Source organism: Micromonospora coriariae (assembly GCF_900091455.1).
GTDB lineage: Bacteria > Actinomycetota > Actinomycetes > Mycobacteriales > Micromonosporaceae > Micromonospora > Micromonospora coriariae.
The window spans coordinates 2,758,459-2,776,692 of sequence record NZ_LT607412.1 but is presented as its reverse complement, the minus strand read 5'-3'; the positions used below and the strand labels follow the sequence as shown (position 1 = coordinate 2,776,692).

Sequence of the window (18,234 nt, the reverse complement as noted above, 5' to 3'; positions counted from 1 at the left end):
GAGGGGCGGTCAGGCGAGGAGCACGGCGAGCCAGGCGCCCGCGAGCAGCGCCGGGCCGAGGGGCAGCAGGGTGTCCCGGCGTACCCGCCGCGCGGCGAGCAGGCCGAGCACCAGGCCGCCGTGCAGCAGGTGCGGCAGGAGCAACCCGGCCAGCAGGGCGTCCCGACCCAGCCAGCCGAGCGGCAGGCCGAGGACCGCGGCGAGCTTCACGTCCCCGAAGCCCAACCGGGAGCCGGGCAGCAGGGCCAGCAGCACGTGCGCCGCGCCGGCGACCGCCGCTCCGGCCAGCGCGCCGAGCAGCCGTCCGGGATCGTCGGCGAGCAGCGCCGCGCCGGAGAGGCCGCCCAGAGCGAGCAGCGCCGTGGCCAGGACCAGCGAATCAGGCAAGCGCAGGCAGGCCAGGTCGACCACGGCCAGCACCAGCCCCACCGACGCCACCGCGAGGAAGACCGGCAGCGCCGGGTCGGCACGCAGTGCCACGGCGAGCCCGACGAACACCACGCCCGTCACCGCCGGGCTCAGCCACACCCACCGGCAGGGCCGGGACGGCCTCGGGGGGTGCCCCGGCGAAGGGGTGAAGCGTCCGGCCAGCGCAGGAACGGCGAGGCCGACCAGCACGCCGAGCGACGCCACCGGCACCAGCGCAACGGCCGACATGCGCCGGAGGCTACCGCCGGTCGCCCTCGCGCGCGGTCCCGGACCGCGATCCCGTGTTCGGCCGGCGGGGACGTTCCATGGTCACCACCAGGGCCACCCCGGCCACGATCACCGCTCCGCCGAGCAGCACCTGCGGGGTGACCGGCTCGGCCACCAGCAACGCGCCGAGCGCCACCGCGACCGCCGGGTTGACGTAGGCGTACGTCGAGACCAGCGAGATCGGCGCGTTGTGCAGCAACCAGACGTACGCGGTGAAGGCCACCAGCGAGCCGGCCACCATGAGATAGCCCAACGCCAGCCAGGAGCGGGTGCTGACCTCGGCCGGGTGGAAGTCGCGCAGCTCGCCCCGCCCGACGGCGACGACGGCCAGCACCAGCGCGCCGGCCACCATCTCGTACACCGTGGCGACGAACGGGTCGGCGGGCATCCGGATCTTTCCGGACAGGAACGATCCGACCGACCAGGAGACGGCCCCGGCGACTACGGTCAACGCCCCGACCAGCGGCACGGCATCCGAACCGCCGGCCGGCAGCACCAGCAGGACCAGACCGACGAAGCCGAGGGTGACCCCGGCGAACGTCCAGACGGGGGGTCGGTCCCCGGCGGCGGAGCGCAGCAGCACCACGAGCAGCGGCACGGTCGCCACCAGCAGCGCGGCGATCCCGGACGGCAACGCCACTCCGGGCGGCCCGGACTCGGCGAGCACCACCAGCCCGTTGCCGCCGGCGAGCAGGAGCGCCCCGATCAGCGCGGCGGAGGCGAGCTGTCGGCGCTCCACCCGCAACGCGCCCGGCCCCCGGCGCAGGCGCAACACCACCGCCAGCACCGCACCGGCGACGACGAACCGCAGGGCGGCCGACGTCAACGGTGGCAGCGTCTCCACGGCGATCCGGATGCCCAGATAGGTGGAGCCCCAGAGCAGGTAGACCACGATCAACGCGGTCCAGATCAAGGTCGGCGCGGTGCCGGCGCGGCGGTTGGCCAGGGCGGCGGCACTCGGTGGAGGTGAGCTCATCGGTGGACCACGCTACGGTGACCACGGAGTCGGCGTCGCGCATTGGTGGCCGGCCTCTCACTTGTGCAGGAGGGCGGCATGACGAACTACGGACCACCGGGTGGCGGCGTCCCGGGACCGTGGCGTGGGCAACGACCCGACGAGACGCCCGGACGGCCACCCCAGCAGCCCTACCCACCGGCCCAACAGCCCTACCCGCCCTCGCACGAGCCCTACCCGCCGGTGGTGCAGTCGTACCCGTCGCCGCACCAGGGGCGACCCGGGCCCTACGACGACGCGCCCTACGGCGGCGCGGTCGCGGCGCCCTACGGCGGCGGGCCTGAGACGCGCTACGGCGAGTCGGGAAGCACCTACGGTGGCGGGTCGTACCGGCCGGTCCCGGCGTACGGCGGTGGGGAGTCGTACCGGCCCGACGACGGTCCGTACGGCGGAGACCCCGCGCCGGCTCCGGGTGGGCGTGGTCGAGGTCCGCTGATCGCGGTGCTGGCCGTCGTGCTGCTGCTGGTGGTGGCCGGTGGCGGGGCGTTCTGGTTCCTCAGCGGTCCGGACGATCCCGCCCCGGTGACCGCGCCGACCGGCTCGGCCATCGCCGAAGAGCCCAGCGCGGACGCGGTCGACCCGGCCGGGCCGGCACCGAGCGCCGCAGCGCCCGAGTCGTCGGCCGACCCGCGGTTCGTGAAGGTGGGCCAGTGCGTCCGCAACGAGGGTGCGGCCGGCGGCAAGCCCAAGCTGCTGATCAGCGGCTGCGCCCCGAAGTCGTACGAGGTGCTGCGCCGGATCGACGGCGCGACCAGCGGTGAGCGGGACGCCGAGGCCAAGTGCGCCAAGGTCGAGGGCTACACCAACTGGTACTTCTTCGACAGCGAGCTGGACACCCTCGACTTCGTCCTCTGCCTGAAGCAGCGCTGACGCCAGCCACCCTGGGGATGACATGACAACCTACGGACCACCGGGTGCCGGGCAGCCGGACGACCCGTACCAGCGCCCGGCGACCGGCGCCGACGGCCCGCCGTCGGACGACCCGACCCGGCAGCAGTGGGGCCCACCGCCGGCCGGCGCGGAGCCGCCCACCGCGCCCATGTGGGGTCCGCCGCCGACCTCGGGCCCGGGTTACCCGCCGCCGGCCCCCGGGGCCGGCTACCCGCCGCCCAGTTCCGGAGCCGGTTACCCGCCGCCGCCCGGTCCGTTCCCGCCGGCCGGTCCAATGCCTGCGCAGCCGGGCGGGCCGTGGGGCCCGCCGGCACCCGGCGGGTACTGGATGCCGCCCGCTCCACCGGCGAACAAGACCGGCCGGAAGGTCGCCCTGATCATCGCGCTGGTGGTGCTGCTCCTGCTCTGCCCGTGCCTCGGCCTGGCGGGTTGGGCGGTCTGGAGGGCCGTGGACGCCGACAGCAACGCGGCGCCCGCGCCGTCGGTGACCGCGCCGGCCGTGCCGCCCGTCCTGCCCAGCGACGCGCCGACCTCGGCCGCGCCCAGCCCGAGCGAGGACGAGTTCGCCAAGGGTGACTGCGTGGTCAACGACGGCACCGAGGACGACGCGGAGTTGCGCAAGGTGCCGTGCGGCCCCAACACCTACCAGGTGCTGCTGCGGATTCCGGCAACGAGCGACGGGAACCGGTGCGAGACGCTCGCGCCGCAGGCCACCGCGAACTACGTACACGACAACTCGGTCGACCTGTTCGACTACGTGCTCTGCCTGAAGAAGCGGTAGCCGGTAGGCAAAACTAGGGCTGTCTAGCGTCCACGCTAGACAGCCCTAGTTTGTTGTCGACGGCCCCGACACGCCGGTAGGCCCATCTATCCATATCTAGCCCCTCAGCTAGAGGGCCCGATACTGTGCGATGCGTGGATCCGGTCCGCAACCCGTACGCACCGGGCGCCGGTCAGCGCCCGCCCGAACTCGCCGGGCGGGGGCGGGAGCTGGACGTCTTCGACATCGTGCTGGAGCGCATCGCCCGAGGTCGCCCCGAACGCAGCCTGATGCTCACCGGCCTGCGCGGGGTCGGCAAGACCGTCCTGCTCAACACCCTCCGCTCGCAGGCGATCAACCGGCTCTGGGGCAGCGGCAAGATCGAGGCACGACCGGATCAGTCCCTGCGCCGCCCGGTCGCCGCCGCGCTGCACATGGCGGTCCGGGAGCTCGCACCCCGGCACCGCGCGCCCGACCGGATCGACGCCTTCCTCGGAGTCCTCAAGGCGTTCGCCCAGCGGTCCGCCCCGGCCGGTCGGGGCGGGGCCGCCCCGAAACTGCGCGACCGGTGGCAGCCCGGGATCGACGTACCCGCGGCGAGTGGTCGGGCCGACTCCGGCGACATCGAGATCGACCTGGTCGAGCTGCTCACTGACGCCGCCGCCGTGGCCAGCGACGTGGGCACCGGCATCGCCGTCTTCATCGACGAGATGCAGGACCTCGGCCCGGAGGACGTGTCGGCGCTCTGCGCCGCCTGCCACGAGCTGTCCCAGCTCGGCGCACCGCTGATCGTCGTCGGCGCCGGCCTGCCGCACCTGCCGGCCGTGCTCAGCGCCGCGAAGTCGTACTCCGAGCGGCTGTTCCGTTACCAGCGCATCGACCGGCTCGACCGGATCGCCGCCGACCAGGCGCTGTGTGCGCCGGCCGAACGCGAGGAGGTGGAGTACGAGCAGAAGGCGCTCGACCTTCTCTACGAGAAGTCCGGCGGCTACCCCTACTTCGTCCAGGCGTACGGGAAGGCGACCTGGGACCACGCTCCGCGCTCGCCGATCACCGCCGCCGACGTCCGGGTGGCCGCGCCCGAGGCGGAGGCCGAGCTGGCGGTCGGCTTCTTCGGCTCCCGGTTCGAGCGGGCGACGCCCGCCGAGCGCGAGTACATGCGGGCCATGGCCACGCTGTCCCTGGTGGAGGGCGAGTCCGGCGCTCCGGTCCGGGACGACATGGACGCCGCGGTGCCCACCGCGGAGATCGCCCGTGCCCTCGGTCGCAAGCCGGCCAGCCTCTCCCCGGCGCGCGACGCGCTGATCAAGAAGGGGCTGATCTACTCCGGTGAGCGGGGCACTGTGGCCTTTACCGTTCCGCACTTCGGCCGGTACCTGCGCACCCAGCCCGCCTGACGGGCACCGTGGTCCGGCGCGGTCAGACCCGGGACCAGGGCACCGGAAACAGGACCTCGCCGGAGGGCGGTGGCCCTTCCTCGCTGGTGGACGGCGGCAGCACCAACGCCTGCCACGGCTCCCCGAGACCGGCCCACGGGCTGGTCAGGCCCAGCTCGCCGGCGGGGCCGAAGCCGAACCGGCGGTAGAAGGCGGGATCACCCAGAACCACGACCAGGCGCTCGCCCAGCTCGGTGGCGGCGTCCAGAGCCGCCTGTACCACCGCCGTTCCGTGCCCCAGCCGCTGCCGGTGCGGAGCGACCGCCACCGGGCCGAACGCGAGAGCGGGCGCGTCGCTGCCCCGCTCCGGTCGCACCCGCACCCGGGTGAGCAGCGCGTACCCGACCACCTCGCCGCCGTACTCGGCGACCATCGCCAGCTCCGGCAGCCAGGCGTCGGTGCCGCGCAGCTCGTCGACCAGGCTCACCTCCGGTGGTGTTGCCACGTCGGGCCGGGCGAACGCGCCAGCCAGCACCCGACGCACCGGGCCGGTGTCGGCCGTGTCCTCGGGTCGCAGCCGCAGCGTGGTCACCCGCGCGACGTTACCCGTGTCGGCCGTTCCATCAGCGATGGTCGCTCGAATCGGCGTGGCGCATGTGTACGGCCACCGATCCGGATCCGGCGGTTGCCGGGGTAGCAAACGCCGTGACGGGGTATGACTGATCCATGAAGCCCGTACGCTCCCTTGCCCGCGCCATGCTGAGCGGCATTTTCGTGGTCAGCGGGTACCGCAACTTCCGTAGCCCGGACCGGCTGGCGGTGGCGGCCAAGCCGGTGACCGACAAGGTCGCGCCGATGTTGCAGAAGGCGCATCCGAACTTCCCCACCGACACCAAGACGCTGATCCGGCTCAATGCCGCGGTGCAGGTCAGCGCCGGGCTGATGCTGGCTACCGGGCGGTTCAGCCGACCTGCCGCGCTGGTCCTCGCCGGCACGCTGGTGCCGGTCACCATCGCCGGGCATCCCTTCTGGAACAACGACGACCCGGTGGCCCGGAACAACAATCAGGTTCACGCTCTGAAGAACCTGGGCCTCTTCGGCGGCCTGCTGCTCGCCGCGGCCGACACCGGAGGCAAGCCGGGTCTACGGTGGCGGACCGGTCATCGCATCGGCCACTCTCGACGTTCGATGCAGCGCGCCGTCCGCACCGCCCGACGGGAGGCCCGGATCGCCGTCCGGTCCGCCTCCACCGCGCGTCGACTTCCGGGTTGACCTGCCTCGATCCGTTCCGCCATCACCCCCACCCCCGCTAAGGCGACGAATTACCTGAACCGCCCGGTAGGCGTTAACGCGGTGGAAATGTCAAAAACATGTGTGGGATCGGACACGGTCGCATAACGCGGGAGGCACTGACGTGAGGCGCCGTTCTAGGCTCCGTGCAGGACCTGGACGGGTAGGACGATCTTGGTACGGGGGTGGCCACGCCATGCCGACGACTGTCGGTAGACGGGCGGACCGCCTCGCCCAAATCCAACGCGTGGCGCGCGGGATCGATCGCGCGAATGTCGTACGGGGTGGCATCGTGGCCGCCGTCGCCTACGCCGCATGGCTGGCCATCGGCGCGTTCGGGCGGCCGTACAACTTCTTCGACATGAAGATCTACCACGGCGCGGTGGTGTGGTGGGCGAGCGGTCACGAGCTCTACGAGTTCATCGCGCCGGGCACAACTCTCGGCTTCACCTATCCGCCGTTCGCCGGGTTGGTCATGCTGCCGATGGCACAGTTGCCGATCGGCGCCGCCGGGATGGTCAACGCTCTGGCCAGCATCGCGGCGCTGGCGCTGGTGCTGGCGGGGCTGCTCCGCCCCATCGTGGACCGGCTGGCCTGGCCGCTGTGGTTCACCGTGGCCCTGGCGGTGCCGCTCGCGGTGGCCATCGAACCGGGCCGGGAGACCCTCGGCTACGGCCAGGTCAACATCCTGCTGTTCGCGCTGATCATGGCCGACCTGATCGGGCTGCGGTGGCGCTCCCGCCGGGGCACCCACTACGCGGCGACCGACGGCCCCCTGCTGCGCTTCCTCTACGGCGGCGCCTGGGCCGGCGCGGGCATCGGCCTGGCCACCGCGGTCAAGCTCACCCCGGCGCTGTTCATCGCCTACCTGCTGGTCACCCGCCAGTGGCGGGTGGCGGCCACCGCGATCGGCACCACGATCGGCGTGACGGTGGGGACCTTCGCGATCGTCGGCGACGAGTCGCGGGCCTACTTCGGCAGCGTCCTCTGGCAGACCGAGCGGGTCGGCGCGGCGGACATGACGCCCAACCAGTCGCTCGCCGGTCTGCTGGCCCGGCTGTACGACTCGATCGAGACCCCCGGTCTGCTCTGGTTCTCCTTCTCGGTGCTGATCCTGGCGCTGGGCCTGTCCCGGGCGGCCAGTTCCCGCGCCGACGGTGACGAACTGACCGCGTTCACGCTGGTCGGTCTGACCGCCAACGTGATCAGTCCGATCTCCTGGACGCACCACCTGGTCTGGGTGGTTCCGGCGATCATCGTGCTGGCCGACGCGGCGGTGCGCCGCCGGGAGGCGAGCCGGGGGTTGACCTCGCGCAGTGGCCAGGGCCTGGCGTTGGGCGGCCTGACCGGGGTCAACGGGCTCCGCCCGCCGATCTGGTACCCGACGTTGACCGGGCTCCGGCACGGCGTCGCCGCGATCGGGCTCTACCTGCTGTTCCTGATCTCCCCGATCTGGCCGTACGAGCACCAGCTGCCCGAGATGTCGCACTATCAGGACGGTCTCTTCGGCGCGCTGATGGAGAACTCGCTCGCGCTCGCGCTGATCGTGCTGGTCGCCGCGCTGCCCTGGCGCCCGGGCGCCGAGCCGGCGTTCTACGGCGATCGACTCGCGCGGAACGTGCTGGTCAACGGCCGACGCTGAGCAGTCAGGGGCAGTTGACCCATTCCTCGGTGCCGTCGCCGAAGACCTGCCGTTTCCAGATCGGCAGCCGTGCCTTGGCCTCGTCCACCAGGCGGGCGCAGGCCTCGAATGCCGCCGCGCGGTGCGCGGTGCTCACGGCGGCGACCAGCGCCACGTCACCGATCGCCAGCGGGCCGACCCGGTGCGAGACGGCCACCGCGTAGACGTCGGGCTCGGCCGCGATCTCGGCGGCCACCTCGCGGAGCACCTGCTCGGCACTCGGGTGCCCCTCGTACTCCAGGCTCACCACGGCCCGCCCGTGGTCGTGGTCGCGGACCACACCCTGGAAGGAGACCACCGCGCCGGCCCGCCGGTCGGCGACCGCCGCCTCGTGCGCGGCCAGGTCCAGCGGCTGGTCGGTGACCTGGCCGAAGGTGAGCGCCGGCGCCGTCATGACGCACGCTCCCCGGTCAGCAGCGGCAGCGGCACGATCGGCACCCGGTCACCCGGATCGCCGCTGGTGCCCGGCCGGATGACCGCGAACCCGTCCGCGCCGGCCAGGCCACGCAGCATCGCCGAGCCGACGTGCCGCACCGGGAACGCGGTGCCGGCCGCCCGGTCCAGCCGGACCAGCGCCAGGTGGGTGTGCTCGCCACGACCGGGCACCGCCTCGGCCAACGTGGCCTGCGGCAGAACCGGCATCGGACGGCCCTGGAGGCCGGCGAGCAGCGGGGCGACCAGCGACACCAGCGCGACGATGGCGGACTGCGGGTTGCCCGGCAGCCCGGCGACGAACCGGACCCGCCCGTCGGCGCCGGCCACCCGGGCCAGCAGCATCGGGAAGCCGGGCCGGACCGCCACCGTGTTGACCACGTAGTCGGCGCCGAGCGCTTCGAGCGCCGGGTGCAGGTGGTCGACCGGGCCGTGCATCGTGCCGCCCGTGGTGCAGACCAGGTCGGCGTTGGTCAGCGCCGCGCGCAGGGCAGCCACGTGCGCGGGCAGCGTGTCGGCCACGGGGCCGACCACGTCGGCCGGACGGATCTGGCAGCCGTACCGGCGCAGCCACGCGGGCACCGCCGGCCCCAGCGCGTCCCGGACCCGGCCGGCCGCGGGGGGACCCGCGGTGAGCAGTTCGTCGCCGAAGACCAGAAGCGCGGCGCGCGGCGCCCGCCGGACCCGCAGGGTGTCGTGCCCGCAGGACGCCGCCAGGCCGATCACCGCCGGGTCGATCGGCGTGCCGACCGGCAGCAGCTCCTCGTCGGCGGACGCCTCCTCGCCCGGCTGCCGCCACTCCGGCGTCTGGCGGGGCGTGCCGCTGACCAGGCCGTCGGTGGTGGTGGACTCCTCGACGCGCAGCACGGCGGTCGCGCCTTCGGGCACCATCGCACCGGTCGCGATCTCGACGGTCGTGCCGTCCTCGCTGAGCGGCGCGGGAGTGTTGCCGGCCAGCACCCGGCCGACGACGCGCCAGGGGCCGCCGCCGCGCACCGCCCAGCCGTCCACGCTGGAGGTGGGGAAGGCGGGAAGGTCGGTGCGGGCGGTCAGCGGCTCGGCCAGGGTCAGCCCGTCGGTGTCGGTCAGTGGCCGGGAGAGGGTGGGAAGCGCGGCGGCCAGGCCGACTGCGTAGACGCGGGAGCGCGCCTCCTCCCACCCGGCCGGCGGGGGCGCGGCGACCCGGTCCGCGGTTGGTGCGGTTTCCGTGCTCACCGGCCGAGCCTATCGGGACGGACCGACACCCGCCGGGTCTGGGCGCGGACCGGTCAGTGGTCTCCGCCGCGAAGTTGGTCGACGGTGTGCGCGAGGATCGGCCCGAGGACGGCCAGCCCGTCCCGGGCACCGCCGGTCGAGCCGGGCAGGTTGACCACCAGCATCCGGCCGGCCACGCCGGCCAGCCCTCGGGACAGCACCGACGTGGGCACCCGGTCGCGACTGTGCGCGCGGATCGCCTCGGCGATGCCGGGGATCTCGTAATCCAGCAGACCCCGGGTCACGTCCGGTGTCCGGTCTGTCGGGGTGACCCCCGTGCCACCGCTGGTCAACACCACGTCGATGCCGTCGGCGAGGGCGTCTCGCAAGGCCGCGCCGACCGGCTCGCCGTCGGGCACCACCACCGGCTCGTCGACCTGGCAGCCCAGGTCGAGCAGGCCGGCGGCGAGCAGTGGACCGCTGGTGTCGGCGTAGACGCCGGCCGCGGCCCGGTTCGACGCGACGATCACCCGGGCCCGGATCACGGCCGGTCCTCCGGTCGGACCCACTCGCCGGTCTTGCCGCCCTCCTTGCGAAGCACCCGGACCGCCTCCACCGACGCCGCCGGGTCAACCGCCTTGACCATGTCGACAAGGGCGAGACCGGCGACGGCGACCGCGGTGAGTGCCTCCATCTCGACTCCCGTCCGGTCCGCGGTGCGGGCGGTGGCGGTGATCTCCACGGTGTCGACAGTGAGCCGCAGGTCGACGGTGACGCCGTGCAGGGCGATCGGGTGGCAGAGCGGGATCAGCTCCGGTGTGCGTTTGGCGCCCATGATCCCGGCCAGCCGACCGACGGCCAGAGCGTCACCCTTGGGCAGGCCGTCGCGGTGCAGCAGGTCGACGACCTCGGGTGTGGTCCGAAGGCGGCCCGCGGCGACGGCCAGCCGGCCGGTCACCGGCTTGGCGGAGACGTCGACCATGCGGGCCGCACCGGCGCGGTCGACGTGGCTGAGCTGCGCGGGTTCGGTCACGGTGCCGAGCCTATCGGTGCGGCACGACGGGTGCTCGGAAGGAGCGGCGCCCGAGCCGGCCACGTCGGGTGCTGCCGACGCGCCGGCCGTATGCCGCTCCTCCCTCACCACCCACCGCAGCCGAGGTCGCTGGGGGGGGACCTGGCAGCGGGCGTGTGTCGACGACCCGGTTCTGCCCGTGGGCAGAACCTCCCCCGTTCGCCGATACGGCCGACAAGCTACCGGGCACGGCGATAAGAAATCGATAAGGGCCGTCCGGGCAGGTCAAGCCTCCGCGTTCACGGGAGTCTCGCCCAACTCGGCGAGGCGACGTTCGGCTTCGAAGCGCTCCGGGACGCCCATCCGTTGGAAGATCGCCAACGCTCGCTCCCAGTGGCGTCGTGCCTCCGTCGGGTCGACGCGGGCGAAGTGTTCGGCGAGGCCGGCAAGGGCGCGCCCCTGCTCGTGCGGGTGTGCGATCCGGGTGGCCAACCGCAACGCCGCCCGGTGCATCTCGACCGCCTCGCCACCTCGCCCCTGGGCCCGCAGGGTACGACCGAGTTCGTTCAACGCCGCCGCCTCGACGTGCCGTTCCCCCGAACCGACCGCCAGTCGCCGAGCCGCCTCGTGCTCCTGCTGGGCCGCCACCAGCCGGCCGAGACCGCGGTACGCGATCCCGAGGTCGTTGCGCACCTCGGCCTCGGCATACCGGTGGCCGGTCCGGTCACGCATCGCCAGGGAGGCCGTGAGGATCCGGATCGCCTGCGGAAAGTGACCCATTCGCACCCGTACCGCACCGATGTGGCTGAGGGCGTTGAGGATGTGAAAGTCCTCGGAGTTCGTCCGGGCCCAGGCCAGGTGCAGACGATGCAGCCGCAGCGCCTCGTCGTGGCGACCCAGCGCCGTCAGCGCCAGACCGATATTGGGCAGCACCAGGGGCACTCCGACATTGCCATACCCCTTGTAGTCGCGCAGGCTCTCCATCCCGACCGCGACCGCCTCGGTCAGCTTGCCGCTCCACCAGTAGACGGCGCCGAGGTTGGATCGGTATCGCGCCGTGCTCAGCCGGTCCCGGGAGTTCTGGGAGAGAGCGACAGCACGGGTCAGGTGATGCAGGGCCTTCCGATTATCGCCGGTCCGCACGTAGGCAGAGGCCAAATAGTTGTTGATCACCGCCAGCGCGTCAGCGTCCCCGGTGGCTTCCGCCGCCGCCATCGCCTGCCGGTGAGTCAGGATGATGTCCTCGAAATACCCGCGGATGTAGCAGAACCGCCAGAGTGCGCGAGCCAGTTGCCACGAGTGCTGGTGGAAGCCCAGCTCGCGCGCCGAGACGACCATTGTCACCAGATCCGTCCGCTCGGCCTCCAACCATTCGACGTTCCGTTCCCCGAGGGCCCTGGCCAGCTCGGGTCGCCCGGACGGGGCGAAGGTGACCTGGGCACTGACGATGCCGCTCGGCTCCAGCGACACGGCGACCATCAGGGCCGCTTCGAGCGTGACCTCGAAGAGTTGATGCAGCGCCTGCCTCCGGTCGGCCGGTGGATCGATGCGGGAGCAGAGCTCGGCGGAGTACTGGCGGACGAGATCGTGCAGTCGGTATCGCTCGGAGTCGATGTCCTCCACCAGGTTCCGGTCGACGAGTTCGTCCAGCGCCGCGTGTGCCTCCTCCATCGGCAGACCGGTCAGCGCGGCGACGACCGGCGGACTGAGCCGATTTCCGGGATACAGACTCAGGAGACGGAAGACTCGCCTGATCGGGGCCGGCAGCGGCTCGTAGGAAGCGGCGAAGGCGCCCGCCACCGTACTTTCCTCCCCGGCCAGATGACGCAGCGCCGGCGGGCCGGCAGCCATCTGTTCGGCGAGCTGCCCCAGCCGCCAACCGCGCCGATGCGCCAGTCGGGCTCCGGCCAACCGGATCGCCAATGGCAGGTACCCGCACCGCCGAACCACCTCAGCGGCCGCCTGCGGCTCGGCGTCGACCCGGTCCCGGCCCACGCTGAAGGCCAGCAGATCCACACCTTCCTCAGGTGTCATGACGGGCAGGGTCTGCGACGGCCCGACCTCCGGGTGGGAGAGTCGGCGTCGCGACGTCACCAGCACGACGGTGGTCGGCTCGGTCGGAAGGAGGGGAAGGATCTGACTGCTGCTCGCGGCGTTGTCGAGGACGACGACGGACCTTCTCCTGGCCAGCTCACGTCGCCACAACTCGACTCGGGCGTCGAACTCGACCGGAACGTGATCGGCGGGCACGTCAAGCTGGCGAAGCAGGGTGACCAGCGCGCTCGACGGATCCACCCGGGTCTTCTCTCCGTGGCCGCACAGGTCGATGAACAGCTTGGCGTCCGGGTACCGAGCCGACAACTGACGCGCCAGGTGCACGGCGAGGGTGGTCTTGCCGCTGCCCGCCATTCCGTCGATGAGGTGGACGGTCGGAACACGCTCCTCGACCCGCCGGGTCTCCACCAGTAACCGAGCCAACACGTCCTCCCGCCCGACGAAGTCGGTGACCGCCCGGGGAAGGTGATCCACCGGGTTGATCCGACCCCCGGGCGCCGAGCCGTCGATGCCTGGTGTGACCGGGCCGGAGCGCACGGAACGCGCGGGCATTGGGCGGGATGTCGCCGTGATGATCGTGCGGCGCAACTCCTGGGTATCGCCGCCGGGGCCCACTCCCAGCTCCGTGGCCAGCCGCGTACGGATCTCCTCGTACGCGGCGAGTGCTTCCGCATTGTCTCCACGCTCGTACAGGGCACGCATGAGAAGGACGTACGCCGGCTCACGGAGGGGATGACGGGCGACGACCTCCCGTAACAGCGGAATCGCCAGGTCATCCCGACCCGATCTCAACTGGACGTCAGCGAGGAGTTCCGTGGTGAGCAGCCGCTCCTCCTCGGCGGCCACCACGCGGGCGGCCAGCACGGGCCCGAGTGGGATGCCGGCGAGCATCCGGCCCTGCCACCGGGCCACGGCCTGGCCCAGCAGGTGGCGCGCCTGGTCCAGGTCTCCGGCCGAGAGGGCGTCCCGACCCGCGCGATGCTCCATCTCGAAGAGGCAGATATCGATCAGATCCGGCCGCAGGTCGAGCCGATAGCCGTTCCGCTGCCGAGCGACAACCCCTTGGCCGGGCTGCAAAGCCTCGAAGCCTCGACGCAAATTCGCCGCGTAGGTCCGCACGTTCGCCACGGCAGACCGCGGAGGACGATCGGGCCACAACTCATCGATGAGATCCTCCACCGTCACCAGCTGGCCCGGATGAACTGCGAGCATCGCGAAGATTGCCTGCTGTTTTGGCGTGCCCAGCTGCAAAGTGCGGGAGGGCAGTTGCACGGAGAGGCCGCCAAGAACCCGAATCTCCACCCGTCCTCCCTACGTGAACGATGACGCGTGTCCGGTCGGTCACACAACGAAGCCTAGGGTCACCCACTCACCCCGGCAGCGCCGCTGGCCTTAGTCTCAACTGGAGTGGTCTGCTCCTGATGTCTGCTCACGAACAACCCGTTTCATCTCCGCCCAGGGACCGAAGCGCGGATGAAGTTGCCTACGCAGTTAGCGACACTGATTGCAGTCTGCAAGCGATGGCATCAATGGGTCGACCCGCCCCGCGCATCGGCGTGAAGGTTGAGCGCTCCGCTCAGGAGTGCGGACACAAAGTGACATATCCGCTTCAGCTTGGCTAATGTTGCGCATACCGACATTAATTGTTCCTTCTCACACGTCACCTCTCCTACTCTCAGCCCTACCAAACGACGGGCGCCCCGACAGGCGCCACGGAGCGGGAAGGGGGAGGGACGATGCGCAACAGCACCGAGTGGGACTAGTCCAGCTTCAGCCAGATGCAGATCCTCGACGCTGAAGGGGTGTCAGATGCGTAGCACCGAATGGGACTGAGTCCTTATCACCACAGCCACACCGGAGTACGCTGCCCGTCAGCGGACACCGACGGTGGGTTACGGGTGAGGTTGAGTGAGCCGGACGACGCGTCGTCAAAGGGACACCGACCCCCGCCTGCTGACCCTCGTCGGAGTGCTGGTGGTGCTGGCGACAGCCGTCGCCGTAACCGCTGCTCTCGCGGCGGTACGCAAGGCGCCGGACAGCGCGGGCGACGTCTCGACAATCGTGGCACTCATACTGATGATCGCCTCCGGAGCGGTCGTCAAGGCGCGGCTCCGCATCCGGTCGACGACCTTCTCGTTCGCCTGGGTGGAGACCGCCATCGTTCTCGGGCTCGCCCTGGCCCCACCACCCTGGGTGATCCTCTCCACCGGCATCGGTATCGCCTGCGTCTCGCTCCTCAACCGGTTGACCGCGATCAAAGCGGCGTTCGGCATCGCCAAACACACCCTCGTGGCCGGTGGCGCGACTGCGGTGGTCATGCTCCTCGGCGAGCGCTGGCCGCCAGAGGGCCTGTGGGACCTCTTCATCCTGCTCGGGGCGGTGTACCTCGCCGCCGCGGTGCTCGACGACCTGTTGGCCATCCCGGTCATCGCGCTGGCGTCGGGCACCCGTGTCGCCCGTCAGTTCCGTAACCACTGGGACCTACGGCTCGCCGGCTTCGCCGTCCGATTCGTGGTCGCAGCCTTCACCCTGATCATCCTTCGGGCGGATCAACGTCTCCTGCTCGCCGTTCCGTTCCTGGTCCTCAGCCTGCACCTGGCCTACTCCGCGCATATCCGCAGCCGCACCGAGCAGCAGGCGTGGCAGCGGCTCGCCCGCGCCACCGACGCGCTCAACGTGGTCGACCTGGACAAAGTCCTCACCAACGCCGTCACCCAGGCCACCGAGCTTTTCTCCGCCGACGAGGTCGAGATCGAGCTGCGCGACGGTGGCCGCACCGTCCGCGGTGACGCCGGCGGCATCGCCTTCGACGGACCGGCCGGCACGCCCACCGACGTGGACGGCACGATCGTCGCCACGCCGCTGGAGGGCCACGACCGTTCGGTCGACATCGGCGCGCTGCGGCTGCGCTTCCGCGGCCCGGTGCAGCTCTCCGAACGGGAGCAGTACACCCTGCGTACCTTCGCCTCCGCGCTCTGCACGGCGGTCCGCAACGCCCAGGCGTACGCCGAGCTGGCACGGGTCGCCGACGAGCACGCGTACGCCGCGGCGCACGACGCGCTGACCGGCCTGGCCAACCGTCGGCACCTGCTCGACAAGGGCACCGAGCAGTTGAGCGGGCGACACGCGGACGGGGTGACCGCGCTGGTGCTGATCGACCTCAACCACTTCAAAGAGGTCAACGACACGCTCGGGCACGCCGCCGGCGACCAGGTGCTGGTACAGGTGGCCGAACGTCTGCGGGGCGCCGCCCAGGCCACTGACCTGGTGGCCCGCCTCGGCGGCGACGAGTTCGCCGTACTCCTGCGCGGGCTGCCGGCCCCGGCGGTCGCCGCGCACCGGGCGGAGACGCTGCTCGCCGCGCTGCACGAACCGTTCGAGCTGGACGGCATGCGGATCAGCGTCGAAGCCAGCGGCGGGATCTCCGTCGCCCCGGCCAGTGGCGGCATGGCAGAGCTGCTGCGCCGCGCCGACGTGGCGATGTACCAGGCGAAGCGGGCCGGTCAACGGATCTCCACGTACGCCCCGGCCCGGGACACCGCCGACCTCGGCCGACTCACCCTCGGGGGGGACCTGCCACGGGCGGTCGCCGACCACGAGTTCGTCGTCAACTTCCAACCGATCGTCGACCTGGGCACCGGCGAGGTGACCAGCGCGGAGGCGCTGGCCCGCTGGCACCACCCCACCCACGGCATGATCGATCCGCTGCGTTTCCTGGAGGCGGTGGAGCGCTCCGGGCTGCTACCGGCCTTCGCCGAGGCGATCCTCGACCAGGCGTTGATCGCCGCGGCCGGCTGGCGCGACGCCGGCTTCGACGTGCCGGTCGCGGTCAACGTGTCCCCGCGCAGCCTGCTCGACGCGCGCTTCCCCGGCTCGGTGCTGGCCCACCTGCGCGCCCACGACCTGCCGCCGGACCGGTTGGTGCTGGAGTTGACCGAGACGCTGACGCTCAGCCAGCTCGACGTGGTGGACCGGGTGCTGAGCCGGCTGCGCGACGAGGGCGTCCGTTTGGCGCTGGACGACTTCGGCACCGGCTACTCCTCGCTCTCCCTGCTCTCCCGGATCCCCGTGCACGAGCTGAAGATCGACCGCAGCTTCGTGACGACGATGGAGAGTTCGGCGGAGGCCGCCGCCGTCATCCGTTCCACCCTCGACCTGGGCCGCAGCCTCGACCTTGACGTGGTGGCCGAGGGGGTGGAGAGCGAACCGCAACGAAGGGCCCTCTGGGAGCTGGGTTGCACCGCCGGCCAGGGGCACCTGTTCGCCCGGCCGATGCCCGCCGGCACTCTCCTCGCGGCGTTGCAGCGCGGCTCGGGCGGCCGCCCGGGCGCCCTCGCACCGCCGCTGCACGACGCCGGCGCGGTGATCCGGCTGACCCAGAACCGCCGCCAGGGCGGCCGGTCCCGCCCGGACCGCCTTCCCCACCTCCCCGCCTGACCGGGTCCCGGCAGAGCGGTCTGCCAGACTGGCGCCCGTGACCGCCGACCACCCGACCGCCCGTCGCTGGCGGACGCTCGACACCGCCGCCGGGGGCCTCGCCCTCGACCTCGGTCTCTACGCCGTCTCGGCCATCTTCGCCGCGATCACCGCGGTCACCTCGACGCTGCTGCCGCACCGGGCCTGGGGCACGGTCGCCACAGTCGGCTACCTCATCGCGGCACTGGCGGTGGTCCTCCAGCTCATCCTTCGCCGACGCGGCTCGGCCTCCCGGCTGGTCGGCCTGCCAGCCCGGTGGACGGTCACCGGATTCGTCTGGGCGAGCACCGCCCTGCTGCCCGTGCTCTGGCAGAGCGTCGAGCGGGCCACCGGACGCGTCGACCGAGCCCAGGAGGAGGTGCTGGTCGTGGAACAGGCCGGGGCGCGCCTACTCGACCACGGCACGCCGTACCTCGGGCACGACGCCATAGCCGCCCTGCCGCACGGCGAGCAGCTGCTCGGCTACACGCCGTACCAGCCGGGCATGGCGATGTTCGGCCTGCCCAGAGCCCTGTTCGACGCCGCGTGGACCGATGCCCGGGTCTGGTTCTCGGTGGGCACCGCGCTGGCGCTCGCCCTGGCCGTGGCCGCCCTTCGCTCCGCCCACCGCGCACACCCGGCCACGACCGCCGACGCCGACGACCGTCGGGGCGCCGCCCTGCTGCGGGGCGTGCAGGCCGCCACCGTCCTGCCGATCTGCGCGCTCACCCTCGCCACCGGCGGCGACGACCTGCCCGTACTCGCGCTCTGCCTGCTCGCTCTCGCGCTCGCCGCCGCCGACCGACCCGGCCGGGCCGGCCTCGCGGTCGGGCTGGCCGGCGCGCTGAAGTTGTTCGCCTGGCCGGTCGCCCTGGTCCTGATCGTGTGGGGGCTGACCCGGCGGGCCGGCACCCGGGTCGCCGCCGGCGCGATCGGGTTGCCCGTGGCGGCCCTGCTCCCGGCCCTGCTGGTCGACCGTGACGCGCTGATCGAGAACGTGCTGCGTTTCCCGCTCGGCCACGGCCTGGTCACCAGCCCCGCGCAGTCCCCGTTCCCCGGCTACCTGATCGCCACCGCGCTGCCCGCCGGCCGGCTGATCGCCGCCGCGTTACTGGTCGCGGCCGGCCTGACCATCGCCGTCCGACTCGCCCGCCGTCCGCCCCGCACCGCCGTGGCCACGGCGCTGATCTGCGGGTACGGGCTGCTCGCCGCGATCCTCCTGATGCCCTCGACCCGGTTCGGCTACCTGTTGTATCCGCTGGCCCTGCTCACCTGGGCACCCGCACTGCACCGCACCACCGACGCGTCGACCGTCCCGGTGCCCGGCGAGCTGTCCGGTCGGGCCACTTCGGCGTAACTGCCGGGCGGAACGACGCG

General features: G+C 72.3%; 14 protein-coding genes and 2 pseudogenes. 7 read left to right on the top strand and 9 right to left on the bottom strand.

What is annotated here, in order from left to right; all coding sequences use genetic code 11:
• Positions 1 to 9 precede the first annotated feature (9 nt).
• Both GA0070607_RS12995 and GA0070607_RS12990 read right to left on the bottom strand, forming a co-directional pair.
• Complete coding sequence (locus GA0070607_RS12995) at positions 10 to 657, bottom strand: prepilin peptidase (protein WP_089018446.1); 648 nt, start codon at positions 655 to 657, stop codon at positions 10 to 12.
• A gap of 10 nt (positions 658 to 667) precedes the next feature.
• Complete coding sequence (locus tag GA0070607_RS12990) at positions 668 to 1,672, bottom strand: EamA family transporter (RefSeq protein ID WP_172899024.1); 1,005 nt, start codon at positions 1,670 to 1,672, stop codon at positions 668 to 670.
• Between the two features lie 402 nt (positions 1,673 to 2,074).
• On the opposite strand from GA0070607_RS12990, the pseudogene GA0070607_RS33355 reads away from it, so the two are divergent.
• From GA0070607_RS33355 to GA0070607_RS12975, 3 genes and pseudogenes are all read left to right on the top strand, one after another.
• Positions 2,075 to 2,581: pseudogene (locus tag GA0070607_RS33355) on the top strand (LppU/SCO3897 family protein); the annotation flags it as partial.
• A gap of 394 nt (positions 2,582 to 2,975) precedes the next feature.
• Complete coding sequence (locus GA0070607_RS33965) at positions 2,976 to 3,383, top strand: LppU/SCO3897 family protein (protein WP_089021819.1); 408 nt, start codon at positions 2,976 to 2,978, stop codon at positions 3,381 to 3,383.
• Positions 3,384 to 3,517: 134 nt separating this feature from the next.
• The gene (locus GA0070607_RS12975) at positions 3,518 to 4,759 is read left to right on the top strand and encodes an ATP-binding protein (protein WP_089018444.1); all 1,242 of its coding nucleotides are present in this window, start codon (positions 3,518 to 3,520) and stop codon (positions 4,757 to 4,759) included.
• A 22-nt stretch (positions 4,760 to 4,781) separates the two neighbouring features.
• Here GA0070607_RS12975 and GA0070607_RS12970 read toward each other — a convergent pair whose 3' ends face one another.
• Complete coding sequence (locus GA0070607_RS12970) at positions 4,782 to 5,330, bottom strand: GNAT family N-acetyltransferase (protein WP_089018443.1); 549 nt, start codon at positions 5,328 to 5,330, stop codon at positions 4,782 to 4,784.
• Positions 5,331 to 5,464: 134 nt separating this feature from the next.
• Between GA0070607_RS12970 and GA0070607_RS12965 the strand changes: the two genes are divergently transcribed.
• Together GA0070607_RS12965 and GA0070607_RS12960 are read left to right on the top strand one after the other, a co-directional pair.
• Complete coding sequence (locus GA0070607_RS12965) at positions 5,465 to 6,010, top strand: DoxX family protein (protein WP_089018442.1); 546 nt, start codon at positions 5,465 to 5,467, stop codon at positions 6,008 to 6,010.
• Between the two features lie 214 nt (positions 6,011 to 6,224).
• Complete coding sequence (locus GA0070607_RS12960; RefSeq protein WP_089018441.1) at positions 6,225 to 7,670, top strand: glycosyltransferase 87 family protein; 1,446 nt, start codon at positions 6,225 to 6,227, stop codon at positions 7,668 to 7,670.
• Between the two features lie 4 nt (positions 7,671 to 7,674).
• Here GA0070607_RS12960 and GA0070607_RS12955 read toward each other — a convergent pair whose 3' ends face one another.
• The 6 genes and pseudogenes from GA0070607_RS12955 to GA0070607_RS34115 all read right to left on the bottom strand — a co-directional run.
• Positions 7,675 to 8,103 carry a molybdenum cofactor biosynthesis protein MoaE gene (locus GA0070607_RS12955; RefSeq protein WP_089018440.1) on the bottom strand — a complete coding sequence of 143 codons (429 nt, stop codon included), beginning with the start codon at positions 8,101 to 8,103 and terminating at the stop codon, positions 7,675 to 7,677.
• A complete protein-coding gene (locus tag GA0070607_RS12950; RefSeq protein WP_089018439.1) occupies positions 8,100 to 9,356 on the bottom strand; it encodes a molybdopterin molybdotransferase MoeA in 1,257 nt (418 codons plus the stop codon). Before GA0070607_RS12950 ends, GA0070607_RS12955 begins: the two co-directional genes overlap by 4 nt.
• A 53-nt stretch (positions 9,357 to 9,409) precedes the next feature.
• Positions 9,410 to 9,880 (bottom strand): MogA/MoaB family molybdenum cofactor biosynthesis protein, encoded by a 471-nt coding sequence (locus tag GA0070607_RS12945; RefSeq protein ID WP_089021818.1) that lies wholly within the window; start codon positions 9,878 to 9,880, stop codon positions 9,410 to 9,412.
• Positions 9,877 to 10,368 (bottom strand): cyclic pyranopterin monophosphate synthase MoaC, encoded by a 492-nt coding sequence (gene moaC / locus GA0070607_RS12940; protein ID WP_089018438.1) that lies wholly within the window; start codon positions 10,366 to 10,368, stop codon positions 9,877 to 9,879. Before moaC ends, GA0070607_RS12945 begins: the two co-directional genes overlap by 4 nt.
• 264 nt (positions 10,369 to 10,632) lie before the next feature.
• On the bottom strand, positions 10,633 to 13,389 hold the full coding sequence (locus GA0070607_RS12935; RefSeq protein ID WP_269458424.1) for an ATP-binding protein: 2,757 nt from the start codon (positions 13,387 to 13,389) through the stop codon (positions 10,633 to 10,635).
• Between the two features lie 99 nt (positions 13,390 to 13,488).
• Positions 13,489 to 13,614 (bottom strand): annotated as a pseudogene (locus GA0070607_RS34115) (AfsR/SARP family transcriptional regulator); the annotation flags it as partial.
• Positions 13,615 to 14,310: 696 nt separating this feature from the next.
• Between GA0070607_RS34115 and GA0070607_RS12930 the strand changes: the two are divergent.
• Entirely contained in the window at positions 14,311 to 16,839 is a 2,529-nt protein-coding gene (locus GA0070607_RS12930) for a putative bifunctional diguanylate cyclase/phosphodiesterase (protein WP_172899023.1), read from the top strand.
• A gap of 37 nt (positions 16,840 to 16,876) precedes the next feature.
• On the top strand, positions 16,877 to 18,214 hold the full coding sequence (locus tag GA0070607_RS12925) for a glycosyltransferase 87 family protein (protein ID WP_089018436.1): 1,338 nt from the start codon (positions 16,877 to 16,879) through the stop codon (positions 18,212 to 18,214).
• The last annotated feature ends 20 nt before the right edge of the window (positions 18,215 to 18,234 follow it).